Annotated in this window: 21 protein-coding genes; 5 read left to right on the top strand and 16 right to left on the bottom strand. The window is 69.2% G+C overall.

The genetic code is table 11. The features are described 5' to 3' along the window. Positions 1-230 precede the first annotated feature (230 nt). The 5 genes from OXG33_11485 to OXG33_11465 all read right to left on the bottom strand — a co-directional run bounded on the left by OXG33_11485 (position 231) and on the right by OXG33_11465 (position 5,649). A complete protein-coding gene (locus tag OXG33_11485) occupies positions 231-1,166 on the bottom strand; it encodes a YceI family protein (protein MCY4114540.1) in 936 nt (311 codons plus the stop codon). Between the two features lie 147 nt (positions 1,167-1,313). Further along, positions 1,314-2,171 carry a phytanoyl-CoA dioxygenase family protein gene (locus tag OXG33_11480; GenBank protein ID MCY4114539.1) on the bottom strand — a complete coding sequence of 286 codons (858 nt, stop codon included), beginning with the start codon at positions 2,169-2,171 and terminating at the stop codon, positions 1,314-1,316. A gap of 27 nt (positions 2,172-2,198) precedes the next feature. Next, complete coding sequence (locus OXG33_11475; protein ID MCY4114538.1) at positions 2,199-3,560, bottom strand: aspartate aminotransferase family protein; 1,362 nt, start codon at positions 3,558-3,560, stop codon at positions 2,199-2,201. Between the two features lie 8 nt (positions 3,561-3,568). Further along, complete coding sequence (locus tag OXG33_11470) at positions 3,569-4,564, bottom strand: PmoA family protein (protein ID MCY4114537.1); 996 nt, start codon at positions 4,562-4,564, stop codon at positions 3,569-3,571. Further along, positions 4,561-5,649: an NAD(P)/FAD-dependent oxidoreductase gene (locus OXG33_11465; protein ID MCY4114536.1), complete on the bottom strand. Its 1,089-nt coding sequence runs from the start codon at positions 5,647-5,649 to the stop codon at positions 4,561-4,563. The genes OXG33_11470 and OXG33_11465 overlap by 4 nt, the downstream gene beginning before the upstream one ends. 95 nt (positions 5,650-5,744) lie before the next feature. On the opposite strand from OXG33_11465, the gene OXG33_11460 reads away from it, so the two are divergent. Then, on the top strand, positions 5,745-6,902 hold the full coding sequence (locus OXG33_11460) for a thiolase domain-containing protein (protein ID MCY4114535.1): 1,158 nt from the start codon (positions 5,745-5,747) through the stop codon (positions 6,900-6,902). Beyond that, positions 6,895-7,233, top strand: a complete 339-nt coding sequence (locus tag OXG33_11455; protein MCY4114534.1) for an OB-fold domain-containing protein — start codon at positions 6,895-6,897, stop codon at positions 7,231-7,233. The genes OXG33_11460 and OXG33_11455 overlap by 8 nt, the downstream gene beginning before the upstream one ends. A gap of 27 nt (positions 7,234-7,260) precedes the next feature. Here the strand turns inward: OXG33_11455 and OXG33_11450 are convergent, their stop codons facing one another. Continuing rightward, positions 7,261-8,937 carry a CocE/NonD family hydrolase gene (locus tag OXG33_11450; GenBank protein MCY4114533.1) on the bottom strand — a complete coding sequence of 559 codons (1,677 nt, stop codon included), beginning with the start codon at positions 8,935-8,937 and terminating at the stop codon, positions 7,261-7,263. Between the two features lie 205 nt (positions 8,938-9,142). On the opposite strand from OXG33_11450, the gene OXG33_11445 reads away from it, so the two are divergent. Beyond that, on the top strand, positions 9,143-11,596 hold the full coding sequence (locus OXG33_11445; protein MCY4114532.1) for a CehA/McbA family metallohydrolase: 2,454 nt from the start codon (positions 9,143-9,145) through the stop codon (positions 11,594-11,596). 142 nt (positions 11,597-11,738) lie between these two features. Here the strand turns inward: OXG33_11445 and OXG33_11440 are convergent, their stop codons facing one another. The 3 genes from OXG33_11440 to OXG33_11430 all read right to left on the bottom strand — a co-directional run bounded on the left by OXG33_11440 (position 11,739) and on the right by OXG33_11430 (position 13,095). Continuing rightward, positions 11,739-12,068 (bottom strand): type II toxin-antitoxin system HicB family antitoxin, encoded by a 330-nt coding sequence (locus OXG33_11440; protein MCY4114531.1) that lies wholly within the window; start codon positions 12,066-12,068, stop codon positions 11,739-11,741. Next, positions 12,065-12,334, bottom strand: coding sequence for a type II toxin-antitoxin system HicA family toxin (locus OXG33_11435; protein MCY4114530.1), 270 nt, complete (start codon positions 12,332-12,334; stop codon positions 12,065-12,067). Before OXG33_11435 ends, OXG33_11440 begins: the two co-directional genes overlap by 4 nt. A 131-nt stretch (positions 12,335-12,465) precedes the next feature. Beyond that, on the bottom strand, positions 12,466-13,095 hold the full coding sequence (locus OXG33_11430; GenBank protein MCY4114529.1) for a molybdenum cofactor guanylyltransferase: 630 nt from the start codon (positions 13,093-13,095) through the stop codon (positions 12,466-12,468). Between the two features lie 67 nt (positions 13,096-13,162). On the opposite strand from OXG33_11430, the gene trxA reads away from it, so the two are divergent. Further along, positions 13,163-13,492 carry a thioredoxin gene (gene trxA, locus OXG33_11425; protein MCY4114528.1) on the top strand — a complete coding sequence of 110 codons (330 nt, stop codon included), beginning with the start codon at positions 13,163-13,165 and terminating at the stop codon, positions 13,490-13,492. 24 nt (positions 13,493-13,516) lie between these two features. On the opposite strand, the gene dnaG is transcribed toward trxA, so the two are convergent. Then, positions 13,517-15,340, bottom strand: a complete 1,824-nt coding sequence (dnaG, locus tag OXG33_11420; protein ID MCY4114527.1) for a DNA primase — start codon at positions 15,338-15,340, stop codon at positions 13,517-13,519. Between the two features lie 179 nt (positions 15,341-15,519). After that, a complete protein-coding gene (gene ppdK, locus OXG33_11415; protein ID MCY4114526.1) occupies positions 15,520-18,192 on the bottom strand; it encodes a pyruvate, phosphate dikinase in 2,673 nt (890 codons plus the stop codon). 125 nt (positions 18,193-18,317) lie between these two features. Between ppdK and OXG33_11410 the strand changes: the two genes are divergently transcribed. Then, entirely contained in the window at positions 18,318-19,475 is a 1,158-nt protein-coding gene (locus OXG33_11410) for an MFS transporter (GenBank protein ID MCY4114525.1), read from the top strand. Positions 19,476-19,610: 135 nt separating this feature from the next. Here OXG33_11410 and OXG33_11405 read toward each other — a convergent pair whose 3' ends face one another. From OXG33_11405 to OXG33_11385, 5 genes are all read right to left on the bottom strand, one after another. Then, positions 19,611-20,525, bottom strand: coding sequence for a ribokinase (locus OXG33_11405; protein ID MCY4114524.1), 915 nt, complete (start codon positions 20,523-20,525; stop codon positions 19,611-19,613). Then, positions 20,522-21,310: a WecB/TagA/CpsF family glycosyltransferase gene (locus OXG33_11400; protein MCY4114523.1), complete on the bottom strand. Its 789-nt coding sequence runs from the start codon at positions 21,308-21,310 to the stop codon at positions 20,522-20,524. Before OXG33_11400 ends, OXG33_11405 begins: the two co-directional genes overlap by 4 nt. Then, the gene (locus tag OXG33_11395; GenBank protein ID MCY4114522.1) at positions 21,307-22,443 is read right to left on the bottom strand and encodes a glycosyltransferase family 9 protein; all 1,137 of its coding nucleotides are present in this window, start codon (positions 22,441-22,443) and stop codon (positions 21,307-21,309) included. Before OXG33_11395 ends, OXG33_11400 begins: the two co-directional genes overlap by 4 nt. Continuing rightward, positions 22,440-22,955: a DUF1992 domain-containing protein gene (locus OXG33_11390; protein MCY4114521.1), complete on the bottom strand. Its 516-nt coding sequence runs from the start codon at positions 22,953-22,955 to the stop codon at positions 22,440-22,442. The genes OXG33_11395 and OXG33_11390 overlap by 4 nt, the downstream gene beginning before the upstream one ends. A 200-nt stretch (positions 22,956-23,155) precedes the next feature. After that, positions 23,156-24,508, bottom strand: a complete 1,353-nt coding sequence (locus OXG33_11385) for a bifunctional folylpolyglutamate synthase/dihydrofolate synthase (protein ID MCY4114520.1) — start codon at positions 24,506-24,508, stop codon at positions 23,156-23,158. Positions 24,509-24,562: the final 54 nt, after the last annotated feature.

Below are 24,562 nucleotides of genomic sequence, written 5' to 3'. Positions count from 1 at the left end.
CAGGAGAAGATCCGTTCAGTCTTGCCACCAGCTGCGGAATTCAATTCACGCGCATGGAGACCGTTGCCTAACCCTTCGTCATTCCCGCGACGGCGGGAATCCACCCATCATTGAACCTCGGGGCGGAAAGGATGCGCCCGTTCGTCCCGAGAAACGTCGAAGGACGCCGTCATGATTCGACAGGCTCCCCACGATCGGGGCCAGAGGTACTGCTCGGCGCGGCCTGAGGGTTACTCGCTGACCGCCACCGCCACGAAGCTGATACCCAAAAGCACGTCCTCGTCGACGGAGGCGACGAAGGGCACGTTGGGAATGGTCAGGCTGTAGTCCCCACGCAGGATGGTCGTCACCGCTATGCCCTCGACCCGGTCCGGCGACACCACGGTCAGCTCGGCGTCGAAGACAACCTCGCGCGTGATGTCGCGAATGGCCAGATTCCCGACGATTTGGAACGGCACGGTCTGTCCCAGCTCAAGCGACCCAGGAAGCCCCTCCAGCCTCACGGGCTCAAACGTGGTGAACTCGTACTGATCGCTGGCCGATTCCAGAATCCGCGAGCGAATGGCGCGGTCGCGCCGCTCCTCATCCGTGCGCAGGGTGCGCACGTTGATGCGCACCGGGCCGAGCTGCGAGGCCGCGAGATCGGCGAAGTCGATGATGAAATCGCCGGCTACCTGATTGGTGGTACCAACGACCAGCGTGGGCGCACCGCGCAGGATCTCGTCGATCTCGAACCGGACCTCCGATTCCTCCGGCACGATGCGATAGAGCACGGCCCCCGTCGGGACGTCATCGGCGGGCGCTTCAGTAGCGGCGGCGGTTGCGGTGGCCGCGGGGGCCGCAGTCGGCGTCGGGGCTGCCGTCGCGGCAGGCGTCGGCGCCGGGGTCGCGGTTGGCTCGGGGGCGGCCGTTGCCGTCGGCTCGGGGTCCGACATCGCCACCGGCGTCGGGTCTTCCGTCGCGGCTGGCGTTGGGGCGGCGGTTGCTGTTGGGGCAGGCGGCTCGGGGGTCGCGGTCGCTGCGGGCAACGACAGCTGTGGAGCGCTGATGGGCTCGCTCGCCTCGCCGGCGCCGCCGGTGATGAAGACCAGCAGGTAGGCCACGCCGGCGACGACCACGCCAAGCAGGGCGGCGACGACCAGCCACCGCACGAGTCCTCCGCGCATCACCACTCTCCTATCGGCCCGATCGTGTCGGGCCGCTCGACCGCGCTTCCTGGCATGTCAGCGTAAGCCGGGCGCGTGCGCCGACCATGCAGGCCATGTGCAGACTCTGCGCAGACGGCCGAGCGCCCAATTGGGCTCGTATCAACCCTAGGCAAGCTGACCGTGCTGCTGCAACCAGTCTCGCAGCGGCGACTCGCCGCCGATGTATTGGAGGGGCTCGTGGCCCTCGCTCGGGTAGTCCAGCAGTTGCCGACGGATCGGACCGGTGTCCGCCAGCAAATCTGGCGGAACTGGCATTGCATCCTTGTCGCGCCGCCGAATCCAGCGATAGCCATAGCCGTAGAACAGCGCTCGGCGCGACCACGGCGCGGCGTTGGGGCTACCGTCGTGCCATAGCCGCCGGTCAAAGATGACCGCGCTGCCGGCAGGCGCGCAGACTGGGATCGCGCCGGCGGGCTGGCCCTGGCCGTCCGGCGGCACTCCGATGGAGGACTGCGTGTGAGCGCCCGGCAGCACCCACAGGTTGGCGCTGCCAGGCTGGGAGTGATCGGTGAGGAGATACGCGACCTTCACCGACAGCCGCGCCGGCACGGAGATTTCCGGCATGTCCCGGCCCATCCAGCTCGAATCCTGGTGCCAGTTGAGGGTGTCCCGCGCGGGATCGAACTCGTCGGCCTGCGGCGGCGTGATGATGAGGTGGGTGCTGTAGAGATAGATGTTCGGCCCAAGGATTCCCCAGACTTTGGGGAACAGCCGGGGATGGTCGATCAGGTCCATGAATGCCGGATCGAGCGTGATGAAGCCGAGGTGCAGCACGCGTTGGTCGATGCCGGCGTAGCGTTCGGGCGATGCCAGCCGGTTGGCGTCGCGCAGCCGATCGAGCACCGCGTTGAGCGCCGCAACCTCCGCGTCGCTCAGCGCGCCTTCGACCACCAGGTAGCCCTCGGCGTCGAAGGAGGCCCGTTCGTCGTCCGTCAGCACATGCGCCAGGCAGCTCGGGTCCATGGCTTGAATCATAGAGCCCGCGCTTGGTCAGCGCGTGGCGATGATGGACTCCGCCAGGATTTCCACCGCGCGGTCGATCTGCTCGTCGCTGATGATCAGGGGCGGCGCAAGCTGCATGGTTCCGCCCAGCAAGGCGCGCGTGGCGAGCCCGCGTTCCAGCGCCGCCGCGGCCACGGCGGTCGGCCGGTCGCCGACGTGGTAGGGCTCCCGGGTGTCCTGGTCGCGCACCAGCTCCACCCCGGACATGAGGCCCGCCGACCGGATGTCGCCAACCTCGGGCAGGTCGTGCAGCTCGTCTAGGCGTTGGCGCAAGCGGCGACCCTTGGCCGCCACGCCGTCGACGATGCCCTCGTTTTCGAGAATCTCGAGGTTCGCCAGCGCCACGGCGCACGGCACGGGGTGTCCCGAATAGGTGAAGACGTGCATGAGGGGCGGGTCGCCCGGCGCCTCGCGCATCGCGTCGCGCAGATGCTGTCGCAGCATCACGCCGCCCAGGGGCAGGTAGCCGCTGGTGACGCCCTTGGCAAACGTCATCATGTCGGGGACCACGTCCTCGTGCTGCGAGCCGAACCAGGCGCCCGTGCGACCAAAGCCCGTGATCACCTCGTCCGCGATCATGAGCACGTCGTACCGATCGCAGATCTCGCGCACCGCGCGCAAGTAGCCGTCCGGCGGCACGATCACGCCGCCGGTGCCGAGCACGGGCTCCATAATCACGGCGGCCACGCGCTCCGGCCCGACCTCCTCGATCCGCCGCGCCACGGCATCGGCACTGGCGATCTCGTCAACGTCGATGTCGGCCGGGCCGTACTCGTCCCAGCGATAGGGATATGGCGGCGGCACCTTGTCAAAGCCTTCCGCCAGCTCGCCGAAGACTCCGTGGTATTCGGTGAGCCCGGTGGCTGATGCCGCCCCGTGGGTGAGGCCGTGATACCCGCGTGCGTGCGATAGCACCAGCGCCTTGTCCGGCTGTCCCCGCAAGCGCCAGTAGTAGCGTGCGAACTTGAAAGCGGTCTCGTTTGCCTCGGCGCCGCCGGAGGTGAAGTAGGCCGCGGTGAGATCGCCGGGAGTCAGCCGGGCCAGTCGCGCGGCCAGCTCGATGGCCGGCAGGTGGGAAAACCCGCTTGACGTGTGGGCAAAGGCCAAGCGGCGCATCTGATCCGCCGCCGCATCGGCCAGCTCGGCGCGGCCATGGCCCAAGTTGACGCACCACAGGCCCGAGGTGCCGTCCAGAACCTCCCGCCCGTCGGCCAGCCGCAGCGTGGCGCCGCTGGCGGACTCGACGATGACCGGACCCGTGCGCGCGTGGTGACCGGCGCGCGTGAGTTGATGGATCAGGTGCTCAATATCCGCCGACACCAGCGCGTCGCGCGTCGTCGTTTCAAGCATGGGGCGTCCTAGGGGCGGCTGGCCGCTCGCGAAATGCTAGCACCGGCGGCGGTTTCGACCGCGAGCTCGGCGGCGTGGGCCGCAATGTCCACCTCACCGGCGTCGCCTTCGTGCGCGAGCAGCCGAATGCCAAGGTCTAGCATGTCGCCTCGCTGCACGGTGGCGGCCTCGCGGGCAAACGGGTTCACGTTTACGGTGCCCCAGTCGTACGCCACCCAAGGCACGTGCGCCGTGGAGGCGTGACCCAGGACAGTCAGGCCCGCCCTGGAGCCGTGCGGCGCCGCACCCGACGCATCCACCCAGGCGGACGCCTGATTGGTAATCGCCGCCCCGCCGCGGCGACCTTCGGCGTCGATGAGGGTGCCGCCGTCGACCACGCGCAGGCCATAGGCCAGCCGCACGGTGAAGTAGGCGTGGCGGGTCGGCCCGAGGGTCAGGTCCCACTCGGTGGGCCGCAGCTGCGACCGGATGTCGACCGTGTTGACGACATCGCCAGGGCGGATGTCCGTGATCCTGGTCTCCACGGCGAGAACGCGCCGGCCGTCCGCTGCTCCCCACTCCTCCGGTCCCTGCCATTCGACTGTCTGCACGACGCGCAGGTGATCGGGGGCGAGCTCGGTGGCATTGACGTCCACGGACCAGGTGCGGCCCGGCGAGCGGCCTTGAAACACGTTGTTGGCATAGAGGTTGTAGGTGCCGGACTCCGTCAGCGGCGATATTGCTGGCGTCAGCGGTGGAAACTTGGCTATGACCATGTCCGCGCCGACCGTGACCGAGTCGTGGTGCGGATGATCGACGGGACTTTCGGCGGTCAGCGGCACGCCGGCGGGCGAATACAGCGGGTACAGATAGCACCGGTGCAGGCCTTGCGTGAAGGCGCAGATGGGCCGTCCGCGCCAGGCAACAGCTACGCGGCGCGCCTGCGGCGTGGCCGTGCTGGGCAGGTCGATTTGCTCCGTCGTGACCGAGAAGTGCTCCATGTCCGTGTCCAATTCCTCGCTCACTTGACCGGCGCCCACCGGCGCAGACTGTCGCTGGCTTCCAGACCCGCGTCCTGCCCGCTGGCAAAGGCGGACGCGATGAGATTGCGCTCGCCGGCCACGATGTCACCGCAGGCCCAGATGCCGGGGATCGGATTGCCGTAAATATCCAACACCCGGTGGTCCTCGTCGCACACCAGGAACCCCTCATCGTCGTGCTGCGGCGAGAAGCCGGCCAGGAACTCGTCGTTGGGCACGAGTCCCTCGTCGACGAAGAATCCGTCGAAGAAAAGCTCGCGGCCGTCGGCCAGGCGTAGCCCCAGCAGGTCGCGTCCGCTGCCGATGTGGGCTTCGATCCGCTCGGTTTCGAGCCGCACGCCCCGGCGCTCCATTTCCGCCAACACCGCCTCCGACATGCCGTGGGGTCGCCCGTTGGTCAGCACGGTCATGCGGTGGGTGAAGTCCTGGGCGCCGTGCACGACGTCGAAGATATAGTCCCCCACACCGACGATGGCGAGCTCTTGGTCGGTGTGCAGGTGCCCGTCGCAGCGAACGCAGACGTGCCAGCCGCGATGGTTGCCGGCAAAGCGAAACACGACGCCATAGCGCGCGTAGGCGCGCTCCGCCGAGGATTCGATCTCGATGTCGGGCCAGGCGTCCTCGAACCCCGAGGCCACCACCACCGTGCGCGCCCGGACCGTCTCCGTGGGTGGGGTCCCGCCGTTGCGCGGCAGCATCGCCGTCGACATGGTCACCGCCAGCGTGCCGTCCGGGGCCCTTTCGACATCCGTGACGTAGCCGGGGATGCGGCGAATGCCGATGTGCCGCGCCTCGCCGTCGATGGTGACCTCTTGTTCCGGCTGCGCCTCGGTCCACTCCTTGAGCGCGCGGTTGAACGCCGGTCCGGTGATGCCCGGGAACACCGGCGCGTCCACGAACTCGACCGATTTCGACCAGAAGTGCCGGCCGCGTCGCAGGCTCACGGCCCCGCCGTCGATCAGCGCCACGTGCCGCATCTGGTGTGCGGCGCTCACGGCGGCCTGGGTGCCGGCGGGGCCGCACCCGATCACCAAGACGTCGAATGGGACTTCCGGCGAACGCTGACTCATAGGTGCACGGCCGTGGCGGTGGTCACTCCCATCTCGGAGGCGTATGGTCGCATGATAGGGACCGTAATCGGGTGGGTTGCAGCGGTGAGACCAGATTGCGCGACGTAAGCATCGCCGGCGTCGGCTCGACGTCGTTCGGCAAGCTGCCGGACGGCGGGATCGTCGAGCTGGCTACCGATGCGTGTCGGGACGCGCTGGCGGACAGCGGGATTCCGCGCGAGCGGGTGCAGGCGCTGTACCTCGGCAATTTCATCGGCGAACGTTTGGCCGATCAAGGAGCGCTGGCGCCCATCGTGGCGCGTCGACTGGGTCTCGACGGGATACCGGCGACCAAGGTCGAGGCCGCCTGCGCGTCCGGGGGTATCGCCCTGCGCCACGGCTACCTCACCGTCACCGCGGGCATCCACGATGTCGTGCTCGTGGCCGGGGTCGAGAAGATGTCGAACATCCCCACCGGCGACGTCACCGCCGCTCTCGCCACCGCCGGTGACGAGGGCCTGGAGATGCGCACCGGGCTCACCTTTCCAGGCGCCTTTGCCATGGTCATGCAGGCGCATATGGCGCGATTTGGCACGTCGCGGGACCAGATTGCCGCCGTCTCGGTCAAGAACCACGACAACGGCGCGGCCAATCCAAAGGCCCAATTCCGCAAGCCGACAACGGTCGAGGAGGTCGTGAACTCGCGGTTCGTGGCCGAGCCGCTGCGGCTGTTCGACTGTCCGCCCATCAGCGACGGCGCGGCGGCGGCGGTGGTCTGCACGGCAGCCATCGCCCGGCAGCACACCACGCGAAGCGTGCGCATCCTCGCATCGGGCCACGGTTCCGGACCGGTGGCACTGAGCGGCATGGACGATCTGACGAGCTTTCCGGCCACGGTGCGCGCGGCGTCCGAGGCGTTCGGGCAGGCGGGACTCGGCCCCGGCGCGGTGGACGTGGCCGAGGTGCACGACTGCTTCACGATCGCGGAGCTGGTGGCGACCGAGGACCTGGGTCTGGTTGCGCGCGGCGACAGCGGACGCGCGGTTGAGGCTGGCGAAACAGCACTAGGCGGCCGCTTGCCGGTCAATCCCAGCGGCGGGCTCATCGCCAAGGGCCATCCGGTGGGCGCCAGCGGCGTCGGACAGGTCTACGATCTCGCGCTGCAGCTGCGCGGTGAGGCCGCCAATCAGGTCGCCGGGGCTCGGATCGGCCTCGCGCACAGCATGGGCGGCTGCGGCGCGGCGGCCACGGTTCACATCCTGGCCCGTGACTAGTCCGCCGCGGCTCACGGTCTATCGCTGTCCCGACGACGGCCACCTGGTCATGGCGCGCGGCGATGCCTGCCCCACGTGCGGGCGCCCCGACCTCGAGCCACACGAGATCCCCGGTGACGGACGGATCGTCGTCTGGACGACGATTTACATTCCCCCCACGCGCTATGCCGGCGAAGCCCCCTACACGGTGGTGATCGTCGAGCTCGATTGCGGCTTGCGCACCATGGGGCGCCTGATTGGCAACGCCGGACTCGAGCTGGGCGCCCACGTTCGATTGCGCCGCGTCGACCGCGAGCGCGGCCCAATCTTCGAGCCAGTCGATCCGGTGTAAGGGCGGCCCTCGTGGCCGCCCGCGGCGCTACTTGGGAATCACCGGCAGCCGCAGGTGCGACGGATGCAGGTGCGCGTGCAGTACGGTCTGCGAGGCGGCGCGCACTTCCGTGTCGCTCGCGAGGTCGTTGCCAGTGTTCAGGTTGCGGTCGTAGCAGGGGAAGTTCGATGACGAGATCTCCAGCCGGATGCGATGCCCGGCGCGGAAGACGTTGCTGGTCACGCCCACGTCGATCTCGTAGCGGTAGACCTTGCCCGGCTCCAGCAGCGCCGGCTCGACCATTCCCTCGCGATAGCGGGCGCGCACGATGCCGTCGCAGAGGTTCATGGCGTAGCCGCTGGGCGACACGTCCACCAGCTTGGCGGTCCAGTCGGTATCGCGACCGTCGGTGGCGGCGAACAGCACAAACGTGATCGGTCCGGTGACGTCCAGATCGGTCTGTAGCGGCTCCGAGGTGTAGCAGAGCACGTCCGACCGGGCCTCGACGGGCCGCTGGTCGTACGGTCCCCAGGCGACGATCTCCGGGGTGCAGCAGGTGGTGCCGCCCAGCGATTGCACGGGGAACCGAGGATCGTAGACGTAGCGGTCGGGCGGCTCCTCGGCCGGAGCGGTGGGCGTCAGTGTGCCGTCGCCGCGCGCGGTGTTGGCGTTGCCGTCCGAGTGCAGGTACCACGTCTGCCAGTCGGTGCGCGACAGCGGCCACTCGTGCTCGTCGCGCCACTCGTTGACGCCCATGGTGAACAGGCGCAGCGGCGGCTCTTCGCTCAAGCCGTCGTCCTCGCCCTTGAGCCAGAGGTTGAACCAGCGCCGCTCCAGCTGCGTGAGGCTCACTATCGAATCGACGCCAAAGTCGACGTCGCCGAGCCGCGTGGACTCGGCCAGGCGGTGTGGCCAGGGACCGACGATGGCGCGGCTCTGGCGCGCCTGCGGAGTGGCCCCGAAGCGCCGCAGGTTGGTGACGTTCTCCAACGTGTCGGCGGCGTAGAGGTCGTACCAGCCGCCCATGGTGAGCGCCGGCACTCGGATCTCGTGCCAGCGGTGGGAGACGCTGACCTCCTCCCAGTAGTCGTCGTAGCGGTCGTGCTCCAGCCAGTCGCGCCAGAAGTCCAGCCGTCGGCCGGCGCGCAGGTCCAGGTCCGCGATGGGCAGCGTGTGAAACGCCTCGGTCCAGTTGTGGAAGGCGATGCTCTGCGCCGTGCGGGAATTGGTGCGCATACCCCAGGTGAGGGCCGTGGTGAGCTGCAACGCTCCGCCCGGCCGCACCAGTCCGCCGAGGAACTCCGGGCACACCACCCGCGGCGCGAGGCACGTGAGGAATTCGCTGCCCAGCGGCGCGCTGAGCCACTGCACCAGCGCCAGGTACGACGGACCGCTCATGCCGATGCGTCCGTTGCTCCACGGTTGTCGGCCAATCCACTCATGCGTGTCGAAGCCGTCGGCCGCCTCGTTGTGGAAGGGGTAGTAGACGCCGTCGGAGTCCCAGCGCCCGCGCACGTCCTGCACCACGCAGGCATAGCCGTCCTGGGCGAAGGCGCGGGCCGAGGCGATCGTCTCCGGCGTGTTGTTGTCGTAGGGCGTGCGGATGAGCACGGTCGGGAAGGGTCCGGGAGCTTCGGGCAGGTAGATGTCGCCCGAAAGCTGCACGCCGTCGCGCATCGGCATCTTGGTATCCAGCGCGTAGCGAACGCCGAACGTGGGGTGCATGGACGACCCTCGTGGGATGCCGCGCGCCGCCCGTTCGGGGGGCGGCGACTGACGGACTGTCAGCGCGGGCAGTGTATCCACCGCGCCGCGGGTTGCTGGCGCTGCGGCAGACCGCCACTATGCGAACGGCCGGTGCGCCGGGGTACGCCGCGTGAATCCTTACGAACCCATTTCCATCGCTGACCTTTGCAACGCTCCTGCCGATGTGGCCGGACCCGAAACGCCCGATCTGCTCGGTGCGCAAGACTTTCGCGGGCTGGCATTCGACGTCGGCGACCCGGCGCGCGGGACTATTGCGCAGTTCGGTCCCGGCGGACACCCGGAACCACAGACGCTGCCGGTGGGGCGTGCCGTACACACCCTCACGTTTGCGCACGCGCTGCTGGACACGGCCATCGCCCACGGCGGAGCGCCCGGCGGCGAGGTGGGGCGCTACACGTTCGAATACGAAGACGGAACTCGAATCGACGCTCCGCTGCGCGACCGGTTCGAGATCGGCTGGATTTCGCGTCGTTACCTCTTGCGGCCCGGCCAGCCGTATCTGGCCACGCCCAACGGCGAGGACGGCATGCAGCCGCGCTATGAGGGGCCGTACGACGAGCAGCAGCGGCGAATAACCGAGGTGGCCGCGGGACGGGTGCGGTCCTTCTTCCTCTGGACGTGGCGCAACCCGCATCCCGAGAACGCGATCGCGAGCGTGGAGATCAGCGGCGGTCCGCTGCCGTGGGTGCTGGGCGGCATTTCGGCCGGGTTCGTCGACGAAGACCCGCTGGAGCGCGCGCCGCGCCGTCCCGTGCAGATTGAGCTGACGCGCCCCGAGGACGCCGAGCAGCCGTTCGATCTCGACGTGCAAGTCAAGCGCGGCTCGGCGACTTATGCCCAGCCGCTGCCGCGGGACCCCGAAGCGTTCGTGGACGCCGTGGACAAGGGCTGGGGCGAGCCGGACAACCTCACGTCGAGTCCGGCATATACGGAGATCAGCGCCGCGCCCTCAGCCGATGTCAGCGTGACGCAGGGCGACGAGGTGCTCGGCACGGCGCGCTTTGGCGATCTGCAGGCCCAGGGCACGGTGCAAGCCTCGCCGCGGCTCCGACTCAGCCTGCCCGAAACTGGCCGCAACTGGGTGCACACGCGCGTGCTCGATGCCGACACCGGTCGGCCCGTGCCATGCCGCATCCATTTCCGCTCACCAGAAGGCGTGCCCTACCAGCCCTATGGCCACCACCCGCACCTGTTTTCCGGCTTCTCGACCTGGGGCCGCGACGCTTTCGGCGACGTGCGCATGGACCAGGTCACTTATGCCTACGTCGACGGCGCCTGCCAGGGCTGGTTGCCGCGCGGACGGGTGATCGTGGACGTCGCGCGGGGGTTCGAATACGAGCCGTTGCGGACGGAAGTCGAGATCAAGCCGGGACAGCGCGAGTTGGAGTTGCGCATTGGCCGCTGGACCGACATGAATGCCCAGGGCTGGTACAGCGGCGACACGCACGTGCACTTTCTCGCGGGCAACGGCGCGGTGCTCGAGTCGGCGGGCGAGGACCTGAACGTCGCCAACGTGCTGCAGTCGCAGTGGGGCCACTTCTTCAGCAACACCGACGACTTCACCGGCCGGCCCCAGGTGTCGGACGACGGCAAGACCATCGTGTCGTTCGGCCAGGAGAACCGGCAGCACTTTCTCGGGCATCTCACGCTGCTCGGCCACACCGAGCCGATCATGCCCTGGTGCACCGACGGTCCCGGAGAGGGCGAGCTGGGCGGACCGCTGCAAACCACCATGTCCCACTGGGCCGAGGCCTGCCGCGATCAGGGCGGCACCGTGGTGCTGCCGCACTTTCCCTGGCCCAATGGCGACCCAGTGGCCCTGATCGCGCTGGGCCTGGCCGACGCTGTGGAAATGTGCCGGCAAGTGCCGTTCGACCACGACGAGTACTACCGCTATCTCAACGCCGGATACCGCCTGCCGCTGGTGGGCGGCACCGACAAGATGGCCACCGATACGCCGGTGGGCATCTACCGCACCTATGTCCACCTTGCCGAGGACACGCCATTCACCTACGACGCCTGGCGCGCGCAGATGAGCGCCGGACGCACCTTCATGTCGAGCGGCCCGCTCATCGGGCTCAGCGTCGAGGGCCACGCCATCGGCGACACGATGCATCTGCCCAGCAACGGCGGCACGGTGCACATCGAGGCGTGGGCGGAGGGGAGCTTGCCGATCTACAACCTGCAGATCGTGCAGGAAGGCCGGGTCGTGGCCGAAACCGTGGCGTCCGACGGCGCCCGGCGGCTGGAGCTGAGCGAACGGCTACGCGCGGACGGCCACACCTGGTTCGCGGCCCGTACCGGCGGGGCGGACTACTACGACGCGCCCTACTACCTCGACGGCTGGAAGCGGCAGCGCTTCGCCCACACGTCGCCGGTCTACGTGTCGACCGGTGGTGACTGGCGCATGTGGAACGACGCCACCGCCGAGTACATGCTCACCATGATCGAAGGAAACCTCAGCTACGTGCGCCGCCGCGCGGGCAGCGAGCCAACCGACGGCTCGGTCACCCACCACCACGGCGAGCCCGACCACACCGCCTACCTGGAGCGCCCGTTGCAGGCCGCCCGCGACGCCATCCACCGCCGCATGCACCAGCTAGGGATCGCGCACTAGGCCATCTTTCCTGGCCCGGTGGCCCAGGCTGCGCGCAGTCTGGGAATTCGCTTCACCGCGAACGCCTGGGGCTCCTTCAAGTCCCACATCACGAGTGCCGCGGAGAACCGCGAGCGCTGCCGCCGGCCAAGTCCACCGCAGGTCACGAGGTCCGCGCGGCACGGGTAATCGTCTCCGTCAGCCAGGCGTTCAAGCTCTGGTCTGCAGACCGAGCGGCGGCCGTCGCGTCTCGGTGAACCGACGGCGGAAGTCGAAGCGCGACGTTCCCTGAGAACGGCTTGTCCGGAGTCCGGCCTCGCTCCGCGCACACTTTCAGGTACTCGTCCACCGAATCACGGAACGCCTGTCGCAACTCCCCGACCGAGGTGCCTTGAAACGTAATCACGTCGTGCGTGTCGACGACCTCACCGTGGAATACACCAACCTCGTCGTCGTACGTCACCACAGCTCGGTAGCCCTCGTAATCCATCATGCTTCGTCTGCCTCCTTGTCGATTCCGGCAGCGACCAGAAACCGCCGCACCGACGCCACCGCTCCTTTGTCGGTCTGTGGCCGCGGATGCGGGCGGTGGAAGATGGCGACTACGTCGTTGAGCTCAACCGCTACGCGCGAACCGGCCCGCTCCTCGATGTCGGCGCCGCAGGCTTGCAGCAGCGATTCAATGTCGGCCCAGCGGATTCCCGCCTGGGTTGGTCGCTTGAAGATTGCGGCAAGGGTTCTGCGATGCCGTCGTCGCATGCTCGGATGGTATCACATTATGATATCGAAGAGTGAAGGAACAGCCTGGTGCCCCAGGCTGCGTGAAGCCTAGGATTTCGGTCCAGTCCCCAGCCATGAACCCCACAGGCCCGCGGTTGTCCGGGTGCCTCCTAAGCCCCCGCATCCCTTCGCGCCCCCGCATAGTCGTCCGGCGTGTTGACGTTGCGGAACGAGCGCAGGCCGGGATCAAACTCCCGCAGCTCCGCCTCAGGCACCCGCACGATGTCGAGTCCTTCAAAGGCCAGCGCAATCTTGAGCTGCCCGCGCGCAATCTGCCGACGGGCCGCCGCCCCGACGGCGGGGCCGTAGACGGCGTGCAGCGGCTCGGGCCTGCCGTCGACGATCGGCACCACCGCGTCATGGCCTTCGAGGCGGTCCAGCAGGTCGCGCACGAGCGTCGTGCTCAGAAACGGCATGTCGGCCGCCGCCACGAACACCCGGTCGCGCCGCGCCGCTTCGATGCCGGACAGGATGCCGCCCAGGCTGCCTGATCCAGGGATCGCGTCCGGCACCACACGCGCGCCCCGGACGTCGGGTCGATCGTTCGCCACCACAATCACGTCATCGGCAACGGCCGCCAGCGTGTCGATGACCTGCTGCAAGAGCGTGCGGGGCCGTCCGTCGGCGCCTGTTCCCCAAGGCAACAGCCGCTTGTCCCGACCCATGCGGCGGCTGGCGCCGCCGGCGAGGACCACGGCGGACGCCGCCTCGCCCCCGGACGGGCCATCTACCGTTGACATGACGACCGTGCCGTTTCTAGTCTCGGGCGCGCTATATCGTGGCGCACCCGAAGGGTGACAGGATCACATGGCGGCTCCCGTGGCGGTGACGGACGCTGAATTTCAATCGACGGTGCTCGACGCCGAGACGCCCGTGCTGGTGGACTTCTGGGCGGAGTGGTGCGGGCCTTGCAAGATGGTGGCGCCGGTGGTCGAGGAGCTGGCGCAGGACTACGACGGCCAGGTGGCGTTCGCCAAGATGGACGTGGACGAGAATCCGGACACGCCCATGCAGCTGGGCATCCGCGGCATTCCCACGCTGATCATCTTCAACGGCGGCGCGGAGGTGGGCCGCATCGTCGGCTTCCGCCCCAAGGCGGACATCAAGAGCCAGATCGATCAGGCGCTCGCCGCCTAGCGCCCGCGCCCCGCGTCGACGGCGTTAGGCCGTCGGTCCGTGGGTGAGCACGGACAGCTCGCGCATCGCCATCTCGACGCTGCGCTTCTGTGCACCAAGCTCGCGCGAGCGCGCAGCCGCGGCGGCCCCGTCGTCCATTGCGCCGACCTCGCGCAACTCTTCGAGGATGCGCCGCTCGCGCAGCCGCAGCATCGTGACTTGCAGCGCGCTATCGAAGGCGTCCCCCTCGAGCGCCGGCAGACCGGCCACTCGGGCGTGCACGGCCTCCACCTGCTCCCGCGACTGATCATCCAGCCCTTCGAGAACCGATTCCCAGGAGCCGCTCGAGGGCTCTCCGGCGTTTCTCGCCAGGGCCTCGATCACGTAGCGCAGCGACGGATCCGATACGTTCGACGCGTTCAGTCCCGCGACCGCGCCCGCTGCCTCGGGCGGCGCCTGGAGCACCAGTTCCAGCAGCCCTTCCTCGACCCGGTCGACCGGCTGGCTGGCGGCTGCGGGCGCCGCGCCCATGCGGCGCTGACGCCGCGGGGCTGCGCGGCGCAGCTCCTCGACCGGTACGCCGGATACGTGCGAGAGGCGCTCGTAGTAGTGCGCGCGCACCGCTGGCTCGTTGATCTCCGTAATTACCGGCGTCAGGTCCGCCACCGCCCGGCGCCGCCCGACGATCGACGAGACGTCATGCTCCTCGAGCGCCCAGCGGAAGTAGTAGTCGGCCAGGGGCACCGCGGCTTCGAGCAATGCGCGCCAGCGCGTCGTGTCGGCGCGAATCACCGAGTCCGGGTCCTCGCCCGACGGCAGCTCGACCACGGCGACGTCGATCGAAAGCCGCGCCTCGTGTCGAATCAATCCGCGGAAGTCCACCTCGGCGTCCGCTGCGTCGCGGCCGGCGTCGCGCAGCACGTCCACGCCGCGGCGCGTCGCGGCGGCCCCAGCAGTGTCCGCGTCCAGCGCCAGGACGATGCGTTGCGCGCCCGATCCGGCGAGCAGTCGGCCCTGCTCGTGTGTCAGCGCCGTTCCCATGGACGCCACGGTGTTGGCGAAGCCGAACTGGTGCGCCGCGATGGCGTCCATGTAGCCCTCCACCAGCACCGCCTCACGCTCGCGCCGGATGGCGTCCGCCGCCAGGTTGAAGCCGTAGAGATGGTTTCCCTTGCGGAAGGTGTCGCTCTCGCGCGAGTTCAGGTACTTGGGCGTCGCGTCGCCCAGCGCCCGCGCGCCAAACCCGATCACCGCCCCGCGCCGCTCGCTGATGGGGAAGATCAAGCGGTTGAAGAAGTAGTCGCGCGGCGGGCCGTCGTCGTCACGAACCAGGCCCGTGGTGCTCAGCGCCTCCGCATCGGTGCCCAGCTCTTTCAGGTGCTTCGTAACCGGCGAGCCGCGCGCCGGCGCGTAGCCCAGCCGGAACGTGGCGAGCATCTGCTCCGATACGCCGCGCTCCTCCAAATAGGCGCGCGTTCCCGTGGCCTCGGGCGACTCGCGCAGCAACCGGTGCATGAGGGTGGCCGCCTCTTCCAGCGCGGCCCGTGTGCTCCGCCGCTGCCGGTCGGCTTCGGGGTCTCGGTCCTGCGCGCGCAGCTCCACCCCCGCCTCGCCGGCCAGCAGCCGCAGCGCGTCGGGAAAGCTGCTGCCGTCCCGTCGCATGACGTAGGTGAAGAGATCGCCGCCCTCGCCGCAGCCGAAACAGCGAAACGTGCCGCGATCGCCGAAGACGAAGAACGACGGCGTCTTCTCGGTGTGGAATGGGCACAGCCCCTTGAGGTACCGCCCCGAGCGCTGCAGCCGCACGTCGCGGCCAATCACCTCGGCGGCATTGAGCCGGGATTTGATGTCCTCAACAGGCGAGGCCACGCGGCCCCCTCACGCGTGTCTCAGGCTGCCGTAGATTCTAGTCCCTGGCCGCCGACGACCGGCAGCCGTGCGTCGCACTCAACTTGAGATTGGAGCCGTTCGTGGTGAGCCCGTCGAACCATGAACGGCCCTTCGACTTCGCTCAGGGCGAACGGAAGCCAATCCTGTGATCGATTCGCCTAGCGATCCCGTTCGATATCCGCCAGCCGCGCGTGGGCGGCGGCCATGCGCGAGACGGGGATGCGGAACGGTGAGGCGCTGACGTAGTCCAGGCCGAGCTGCTCGCAGATCCCGATCGAGTCCGGATCGCCGCCGTGCTCGCCGCAGATGCCCATCTCGATGTCGGGATCGGCTGCCCGCCCCTGCTCAACCGCCAGCCGCAGCAACGCCCCGACGCCGTCCGGGTCCATCACCTGGAACGGATTCGCGGGCAGAATTTCTGACTCGACATAATCAATGAGGAACTTGCCCTCCGCGTCGTCGCGCGAGATGCCGTAGGTCGTCTGCGTGAGGTCGTTGGTGCCGAAGCTGAAAAAGTCCGCGACCTCGGCGAGCGCCCCGGCCGTCAGGCAGGCGCGCGGAACCTCGATCATCGTGCCGAACTCGTAGGAGACCGAGGCGCCCTTGTCGCGCACGACTTCGTCCGCGACCGCGTGCAGCCGCCCCTCCACCTTCCGCAGCTCGTTCACGTGGCTGATCAGCGGAATCATGATCTTGGGCCGCGGCTGAAGGCCAGCGGCGCTCAGCTCCAGCGCCGCTTCGATGATCGCCCGCACCTGCATTTCGTAGACCTCGGGCTGCTGGATGCCCAAACGGCAACCCCGCAAGCCGAGCATGGGGTTGACTTCCTGAATCTCCTCGACGCGGCGAAGCATGCGTTCGAGGTGCGCCCGGCGCTGTGGATCGGAGTCTTCGGCGGTCAGCGCAGCCAGCTCGGCGGCGAGCGGCTCGTGGTCCGGCAAGAACTCGTGCAGCGGCGGATCGAGCAGCCGAATCACGACCGGGAATCCGTCCATGGCCCGCAGAATGCCGACGAAATCCTCGCGCTGGATGGGCAGCAGGCGGTCGAGGGCAGTCTGCCGCTCCTCGACGGTCTCGGCCAGGATCATCTCCTGCACGATGGGCAGCCGGTCGCCCTCGCGGAACATGTGCTCGGTGCGGCAGAGCCCGATGCCCTCGGCGCCGTGCTCGCGGGCCAGCGCCGCCTCTTCCGGGGTGTCGGCGTTGCCCCAGGTGCTCAGCCGCCGAATCTCGTCGGCCCAACCGAGCAGCTCCTCCAGCTCGGGCGTCATCGAGCCGGGGATGAGCGGCAGCGCGCCGGTGAGCACCTCGCCGTCCGTGCCGTCGACGGTGATCACGTCGCCCGCCTTCACCGTGACGCCATGGGCTGTGAACTGCCTGGCTTCGAGATCGAGCACAAGGTCGGCGCAGCCCACGACGGCCGGGATGCCGAGCTGGCGGGCCACGATGGCCGCGTGGCTGGTCGCGCCGCCGCGCGCGGTCAGAATGGCCGCCGAGACGGCCATGCCGTGAAAGTCGTCGGGCGAGGTCTCGGGCCGCACCAGGATCACCGGGTGCTTGGAATCGGCCAGCTCCGCGGCCTCGTCGGCGGTGAACACCACTTGCCCGTGCGCCGCGCCGGGCGACGCGTTGAGCCCGGTGGCGATGGGATGGTCCCAGTGCGCCGGGTCCACGCGCGGATGCAGCACCGCGCCCACCTGCTCCGGCTCCACCCGCTGCACGGCGGTGGTCTTGTCGATGACGCCCTCGCGCACCAAGTCGACGGCGATCTTCACGGCCGCCGCCGGGCTGCGCTTGCCCGCGCGCGTTTGCAGCATGTAGAGCTTGCCGGCCTCGATGGTGAATTCGAGGTCCTGCATCTCGCGGTAGTGCTGCTCCAGCCGCGTGGCGTAGTCCTCGAACTGGCCGAAGACTTCCGGCATCGAGGTTTCGAGCGTGGCGATCGGCGTCGGCGTTCGCACGCCGGCCACCACGTCCTCGCCCTGCGCGTTCAGCAGGTACTCGCCGAAGAGCTCGCGCTCGCCGGTGTTGGGGTTGCGCGTGAAGGCCACGCCGGTGCCCGAGGTCTCGCCCATGTTGCCGAAGACCATCGTCTGGACGTTGACCGCCGTGCCCCAGTCGTCCGGCAGCCCGTGCACCCGGCGATAGTCCACGGCGCGCCGCCCGAACCAGGAGTCGAACACCGCGCGGATGGCGTGATCGAGCTGCTGCCGGGGGTCGTCCGGGAACTCGGCGTTGGTGGCGTCGCGAATGATCTGGCGAAAGTCGTCAGCCACCGCCTGCCAGTCCGTCGCGCTGAGTTCGGTGTCCTGGTCCACGCCGAGCCGCGCCTTGTGGGCGTCGATGCAGTCCTCGAACGCGTGGCTTTCCACGCCCAGCACAATCGAGCCGAAGCCTTGGATGAAGCGGCGGTAGGCGTCCCAGCCGAAACGCGCGTCTCCCGTAGCGGCGATCAGGCCTTCGAGCGTGGCCGTGTTCAACCCCAGGTTGAGCACCGTGTCCATCATTCCCGGCATGGACACGCGCGCGCCGGACCGCACCGACACCAGCAGTGGGTTCTTGGGGTCGCCGAAACGCCGCCCGACGGCTGACTCGACCTCGGCCAGCGCAATCTCCACCTGGGCGTTGAGCCCCGCCGGAAAATCCTTGTCGTTGGCGTAGTACTCCAGGCACGCGGCCGTGGTGATGGTGAATCCGGGCGGCACCGGCATGCCGGCCTTGGTCATTTCGGCCGAGCCCGCGCCCTTGCCGCCGAGAAGGTTGCGCATGGATTCGCCGCCCTCGCGGAAGGGATAGATCCACTTGGACATCACGGCGGCAGGGGGTGGCATGCGAGGTGCGCCGACGGTGCGTACGCTTGGCCTGCGAATGTACCACCGTCACGGGGCCGTCCCGGCTGTAGCGCCGACGCCCCAAGGGTCGAATCGCCTCGCGAATCTTTGCCGGCAGGCAGGCCGTGATCACCGTCGCGCTGGGTCACTTCGCGTCGGACTTCTCCGCCCTGGGGCCCAGCATGCTCTACCCCATCCTGGCCGTGCGGCTGGATATGTCCTACGGCATGATCGGTCTGGCGGCGCTCGCCTGGGCCTTGACGACCTCGGTGATTCAACCGCTGTTCGGCTACATCGGCGACCGCGCGGGAAGGCGCTGGCTCGCGTCGCTCAGCCCGGCCTGGATTGCGGTCTGGGTGGCAGTGGCCGCATTCGCGCCCAGCTATCCGTTGCTGGTGCTGTTCCTGGTCGTAGCCGCCGTCGGCGTCGCGGCGTTCCACCCCCAGGGCGCCGCCATTGCCAACGAGGCGCAGGGCCGCAACACCGGCACCAATGTCGCGCTGTTCTTCCTGGGCGGACACGCCGCGTTCGCCGTCGCGCCCCTGATCCTGGGCGGGGTGCTGGAGGCCGGCGGCACCGACTGGATGCCCGTGGTGCTCGCGCCGGTGCTCGTGGTGTCGGCGTTCATGGCCTGGTCGTTGCGCAACTTCCAGGCCCCGCAACAGCCGAGCGTCAGCGTCGCCGTGGGGCGGACCGCGTTCGGTGGAATTTCGGCGGCGCTCGTCGGTCTGTTGCTGGTGGCCGTGGTGCGCGGCTGGGCCTACGCCGCGCTGGTGACCTTCGTCCCCGTATTCGTCTCGCCCGACCGGCCGGACCCCGTGCGCGCGGGCATCGTGCTTTCGGCCTATCTGATTGGCCATGCGGTAGGCGCCTTCGCCGGCGGCGTCTCCACCGACCGCTTTGGCGTGCGCCGGATTCTCGGCGTGTCGTCCTTGGTGATGATTCCGGCGATGCTGGCTTTCGGCCTCCTGCCTTTCGGCCCATGGCACATTCCGCTCGGCGCGGTGATGGGGGCGTTCCTTGGCGCCGGATTCACGCCCACGGTCGTGATGGTGCAGCGGCTGCTTCCGGGTCACATGGGCGCGGCCAGCGGCGTCGTGCTCGGCTTGTCCTTCGGCGCGGGCGCCGTAGGGAACTACGTCACCGGCATCATCGGCGACGCCGCGGGCCTCAACGTCGCATTCGCCGGTATGGCGCTGGCGCAGTTAGTGGTGCTGGCAGTGCTGCCCTGGATGCCGCGCCGCGAGCAGGCTAAGCCCTCGCCGGCATCCGCCGGAGCCTGACGACGCTCCTATGTCCCTCATAACAACATGGGGCAAATAGCGTGCAAGGGCCCGATCCGTTCGCCCTGAGCTTGTCGAAGGGGTATTCGAACGGGTCGGGGCGCGGCTTGGGTCTTGCGGATCTCTGGTTTCGGGCTAGACCAAGGCCGTGCCGAGCCGCGCCGCGATCTCCGCGCCGGTGGGCATCGACGGCTGTGCGCCGGGCCGGCTCGCCGCCAGCGCCCCGGCGGCGTTGCCCCAGGCGAGCGCGGTCGGCATCGGCTCGCCCAGCGCCAGCGCCGCCGCCATTGCGCCGCAAAAGGCGTCACCGGCGCCGGTCGTGTCCACCACGTTGACCGGGTGGGCGCTCAGGCGGAGAGCATGACCGTCCACGAAAGCCGCCAGTCCGTCGCCGCCGAGTGTGATGACGCACCCTCGGTTCACGTCGTACGCCAGGCGTCGCGCGGCGTCGGGCGCGCCGTCGCTCGTGACCGGCGCGCCCAACAGGTCCGTCGCCTCGATCTCGTTCACGACCAGCAGGTCGATCACGTCGAGCGGCAGGTCGGCGTCCGGCTCAAGAGGCGCGGCATTCATCACGCGGATGGCCCCCTCGGGCGCATGGCTCAGGGCGGCCCGAACCGCCGCTTCCGGCACTTCGCGCTGGACCGCGACGACGGCGGGATTGTGTGCGGACACCGCGTGTGCCGCGTCCTCCGGCCGCACGGCCAAATTGGCCCCCTCCGCCAAGGCGATGGCGTTGGCGCCGGCGCTGTCGACGACGATCATCGCGGTACCGGTGGCGGCGTCGGTGTTCCGGCGCACATCAGCCCGATCCACGCCGGCCGCGGCGAGCGACCCGAGCAACGCGTCGCCGGCATCGTCTCGACCCACGGCGCCAACCATGGCCACCGCCGCCCCGGCGCGCGCGGCCGCGACGGCCTGATTCGCGCCCTTCCCGCCGGGATAGCGGCCGATGCGCCCGCCGTGCACGGTCTCGCCTGGACGCGGAATGCGCGGCAGGCGCATGACGATGTCCAGGTTGAGGCTGCCGACCACGACCACGCGGCTCACTTGGCGGCGTCTTTGGTCTCGAGGCCGAGGATTTCGCGCGCCGCGAGCGCGGCAAATACCGGCAGGACCCGCATGCGGCGCCAGCGTGACGGTTGTCGCCACAGCCGGTAGGCCCATTCCAGGCCGGCCGATCGCAGCGCGGCGGGCGCGCGCGGCACGCGGCCGCTGAGGTAGTCCAGCGTTCCGCCCACGCCCATGGCCACGCATCCCGCGTCCGAGCTGACGTTGCGATCGATCCAAAACTCCTGGTGCGGAGCGCCGTAGCCGACGCAGAGGATGCGCGGCCGCACGTCCCTCAGGAATTTCCGGGCCGCGTTGTCGCCCTCGGGCCCGCGCGCGCCGCCGAAGGTGTGCGGCGGACGCAATCCCGGCACCCCGTGGACCAGTTGGTCCGCCGCGGCCTCGGCCACTCCCGGCGCGCCGCCGACGAGCGCCACGGGCCACTCGCGGACCGCGGCCAACCGCATGGCCTCGTGCATCAGCGCCACGCCGGTCACGCGGCCCGGAACGCGTCTGCCCCCCAAGCGTCCGGCGACCACGACGCCGACGCCGTCCGGGACGTTGAGGCGGGTGCGCTCCAGCAGGTCGTGAAACTCGGAATCATGGCGCGCCTGCATCACGAACTCGGGATTCACGGTGGCGATGTGAGCGCGCACGCCGGCTTGCGCCCAGGCGTCGATCCACGCGGCGGCCTGTCCCAGGTCGATGCCGTGAATGCGCGTGCCGAGCACGCGAAACTCGAGCGCTTCCAGCGCCGCTGCCTCGGTGGCGGTTGCGCCGCTCATGTGGCCAGCATCGAGTGCGCGACGCTGACGACGCGCTCGGGGTGAAGCCATTCCATGCAGAGCGTGTCGCCGAACTGGCAGGTCGCCACGCGGCGGAAGTCGTAGCAAGGCCCGCAAGGAATGTCCACGCGCAGGGCCGCGCAAGTCGGATCGCCAGGACCGTGAAGGGCGGTGTCGGTCGGCCCGTGCAGCGCGATCACTTTGGTTCCTAGCGCCCGCGCCAGGTGCCCCGGACCGCTGTCCGTGGAGATCACGAGGTCCGCTGCTTGCAGGGTGCCCATGAGCGATTCGAGCGACGTTTCGCCCGTGAGGTCGATCAGATTATGGACCGAGCCCTGCAGCCGCCGAGCCAGCGCGCGGTCGCCGGCCAGACCCACGAGCGCGACCGACGCGCCGCCAGCTGCTAGTTCGGCCAGCGTGCGTTCCCAGTGCTCCTCCCGCCAGCGTTTGGCGTCGCCATGGGCCGCGCCGGCGTGTGCCACGACCAATGGGCGGGGGACGCCGGCCAGAGCTTCCGGGTTGGGCAGGTCCTCGGTTCGGTCGATGGTGCGCCAGGGTGGACGGTCGCCACCAATGAGGCGCGTCGCCAGCTCGGTTTCGTGCGGGCCGCCGTTTTGGCGTTCACCTTCGAAGGATCGGTCGAAGCTGAACGGTGGGGCCTCGCGGCGATAGCCGCGGCGCTCGCGGGCGCCGCTGAGCGCCACCACAGTGCCGGCAATCGGACCGTAGATGCTCACCGCCAGGTCGAAGCGCCGCTTGCGCAACCGCAAGAGCGCCAGAAGGAGATGTGCCCAACGTCGCGGATCGAGGCAGGCGGGCCAGTGGGTGACGGCTGCCGGGTCGAGGGGAATGGACTCGTCCACCGCCGAGCAGCGATCCACGATCGCCCGCCACTGCGGCGGCGCCATGAAGGCGATATGCGCCCGTGGCCACCGCCGCCGCGCCGCGTGGGCGGCCGACAGCCCGTTGACGGCGTCACCCATCAAGTCGAGCCGTACCAGCAGCACCGACCGAGGCTCGCCCTGATCGCGTCCGGTTCCCAAGGCCCTTCGCCAAGGCCCGATTGCGCCGAGCAGCGGAATGAGGATCGCGGTGATCAGCCGACCGAGCACGGCCCGCGTTCGCCGTTTCACGTCGGATCGTCAGTGGGTGCCGGCCACGGCCAAATCGCCTCGATCGCGTCCAGCTCCGCGCGCGCGAGAAACCCAAATCGCGGCGCGCTGGCCGGCGCCATGGAGTTGAACCGATCGATCAGGCGCACGATGCCTCGAACGTCCTTTGCCAGGCTGTTGCGCAAATCCTCGTGGGCTCTCCCCGCGGCTCGAAAGCGCGCGGCGAAATCGCCGGCCGTCCCCGCCAGCGCGTGCGCGCGGGCCAGGCGCATCCGCCGCTCGTGCTCGCGCCGGGCCGCGCGAAACTCGTCGATTCGGCGCTCGATTTCGGCCGCCATCTCCACCCAGGCGGGAGCCACGCCGGCATCTTTCAGCACCTTGAACGGCACTCGCAGCTCGTTTGGAACGATCCCCGGTTCCGACTCGAGCGGACGACCCGTTCCCGCCAAGTTGTCGAACGCGCCCTCGGCGGCGGCCTGCTCGATGGCCTGCTCGACGCGCTTGCGAATCGGGCGCACCTCGTCGTTAGTCATGCCACCACTTACGCCTGACTGTCCTGTAGGGGCGCCCCTTGTGGGCGCCCGCCTTCTCTGTGGGTGGTCATCGTGGCTGAGCATGGCTGTCTGGTGGGCCCGGCACAAAACCGGTCGCGGCCGATCTGGCTCCGTCATTCCCGAGGAGGCGGGAATCCACCCTAAAGTCTCCAACGCGCAAGGTGGATCCAAACCCCATGCTACGGCCCGGCCCACGGCTCGGGATCGACCTCATGCGGCACGCCGGCGGCTGCGCGCACATCGGCCGCGACCGCCAGGCTGCCCGTGGCCAGCACCGCCTCGCCGGGCCGGCACGCCGCACGCGCCTGCCGCAAAGCATCCTCGACGGTCGCCGGGATTGATGCCGGCTCGCTGAGCCCGTATCGCCGCACCATGCGCTCGGGCGTCCAGCCGCGCGGGTGTTCGGGCTGAACCAGGATCAACGGCGCGGCATACCCGCGCAGCGCCTCCAGCATCGACGGCACCCGCTTGTCCCGCAGTGCGCCGAAGATCACGGGACCGCGATCCACGGCGAAGACTTCTCGCAGTCCCGTCACGATGGCTTCGATGGCCTCAGGGGTGTGAGCGCCATCGACGATGGTCAGCGGGTCGCCGGCCACGACCTCCAGCCGTCCGGGCCACGCCGCGGCGCCGAATCCGGCGCGGATGGCGCCGCGATCGATCGACAGTCCGTGATCCGCCAACTCGCGGCAGATGTGCCACGCAACGGCGGCGTTCTGGCGCTGGTGTGGGCCGACGAGCCCCACCGGGAGCCTGCCGCCGCCGTCGGGTGCGCGAACCATCATCAGCGGTCTTGCGTCGTGCCAGGCTGCCCCCTCCCAATCCAGAGGTTCGACAACGGTTAGCGAAGCAGCTTGGGCCTCGCAAACTGCCTGGAACACTCCCAGCGCCTCGTCGGATTGAGACGCGGTGACCACCGGCACTTCCGGCTTGATGATTCCGGCCTTTTCCCGCGCGATGGCTTCGAGCGAGTCCCCCAGCACGCGGGTGTGCTCCAGCACGATCGTCGTCAGGCCCACGACGGCCGGGTCGATCACGCGCGTCGCGTCCAGCCGTCCCCCAAGCCCGACCTCGATTACGGCCAGCTCAACCTCCTGCTCAGCGAACCACAGCAGCGCGAGCACGGTGGCCAGCTCGAAGGTTGAGTACGGACCGTCGTGGGAATGGGCCGCCGTCAAGGACTCGACGTGGGGCGCGAGCCGTTGGCAGAAGTCGGCGAAGGCCTGCGGCTCGATGGCACGACCATCGATGGCGAAGCGTTCGCGGAATGAATGCAGGTGCGGCTGGGTGTAGGCGCCGGTGCGCAGGCCGGCGGCCTCGGCCGCGCTCGCAACCAGGGCGCAGACGCTGCCTTTTCCCTTGCTGCCGCCGACGTGGACGCAGGTCAGACCGCAGTGCGGATCGCCGAGGGCGCCCAGCAGCCGGCGCGTGCGTGCCGGTCCCGCCGCATAGGCCTCCCGGCCCGCGTGGCCCACTCCGCGCTCCAAGTCGGCGAAGCTGTAAATCCAGCGCAGCGCCTCGTCATAGGTCATGGAGGGAGGTTTTGCATGCGTGAAACGGAACGCAACGTTGCCGTTCGTGTGTGA

The sequence above is a fragment of the Chloroflexota bacterium genome (assembly GCA_026708035.1).
GTDB lineage: Bacteria > Chloroflexota > UBA11872 > UBA11872 > UBA11872 > JAJECS01.
The sequence above is the reverse complement of the archived record's forward strand: the minus strand, read 5'-3'. Positions and strand labels throughout refer to the sequence as shown.

What these genes read in the sequence shown, in the direction of transcription:
- OXG33_11485 (MCY4114540.1), bottom strand. Translation starts at nt 1,166, where the DNA reads ATGCGCGGAGGACTCGTGCGGTGGCTGGTCGTCGCCGCCCTGCTTGGC.
- OXG33_11480 (MCY4114539.1), bottom strand. Translation starts at nt 2,171, where the DNA reads ATGGACCCGAGCTGCCTGGCGCATGTGCTGACGGACGACGAACGGGCC.
- OXG33_11475 (MCY4114538.1), bottom strand. Translation starts at nt 3,560, where the DNA reads ATGCTTGAAACGACGACGCGCGACGCGCTGGTGTCGGCGGATATTGAG.
- OXG33_11465 (MCY4114536.1), bottom strand. Translation starts at nt 5,649, where the DNA reads ATGAGTCAGCGTTCGCCGGAAGTCCCATTCGACGTCTTGGTGATCGGG.
- OXG33_11450 (MCY4114533.1), bottom strand. Translation starts at nt 8,937, where the DNA reads ATGCACCCCACGTTCGGCGTTCGCTACGCGCTGGATACCAAGATGCCG.
- OXG33_11440 (MCY4114531.1), bottom strand. Translation starts at nt 12,068, where the DNA reads ATGATGGATTACGAGGGCTACCGAGCTGTGGTGACGTACGACGACGAG.
- OXG33_11435 (MCY4114530.1), bottom strand. Translation starts at nt 12,334, where the DNA reads ATGCGACGACGGCATCGCAGAACCCTTGCCGCAATCTTCAAGCGACCA.
- OXG33_11430 (MCY4114529.1), bottom strand. Translation starts at nt 13,095, where the DNA reads ATGTCAACGGTAGATGGCCCGTCCGGGGGCGAGGCGGCGTCCGCCGTG.
- trxA (MCY4114528.1), top strand. Translation starts at nt 13,163, where the DNA reads ATGGCGGCTCCCGTGGCGGTGACGGACGCTGAATTTCAATCGACGGTG.
- ppdK (MCY4114526.1), bottom strand. Translation starts at nt 18,192, where the DNA reads ATGCCACCCCCTGCCGCCGTGATGTCCAAGTGGATCTATCCCTTCCGC.
- OXG33_11400 (MCY4114523.1), bottom strand. Translation starts at nt 21,310, where the DNA reads ATGAGCGGCGCAACCGCCACCGAGGCAGCGGCGCTGGAAGCGCTCGAG.
- OXG33_11390 (MCY4114521.1), bottom strand. Translation starts at nt 22,955, where the DNA reads ATGACTAACGACGAGGTGCGCCCGATTCGCAAGCGCGTCGAGCAGGCC.
- OXG33_11385 (MCY4114520.1), bottom strand. Translation starts at nt 24,508, where the DNA reads ATGACCTATGACGAGGCGCTGCGCTGGATTTACAGCTTCGCCGACTTG.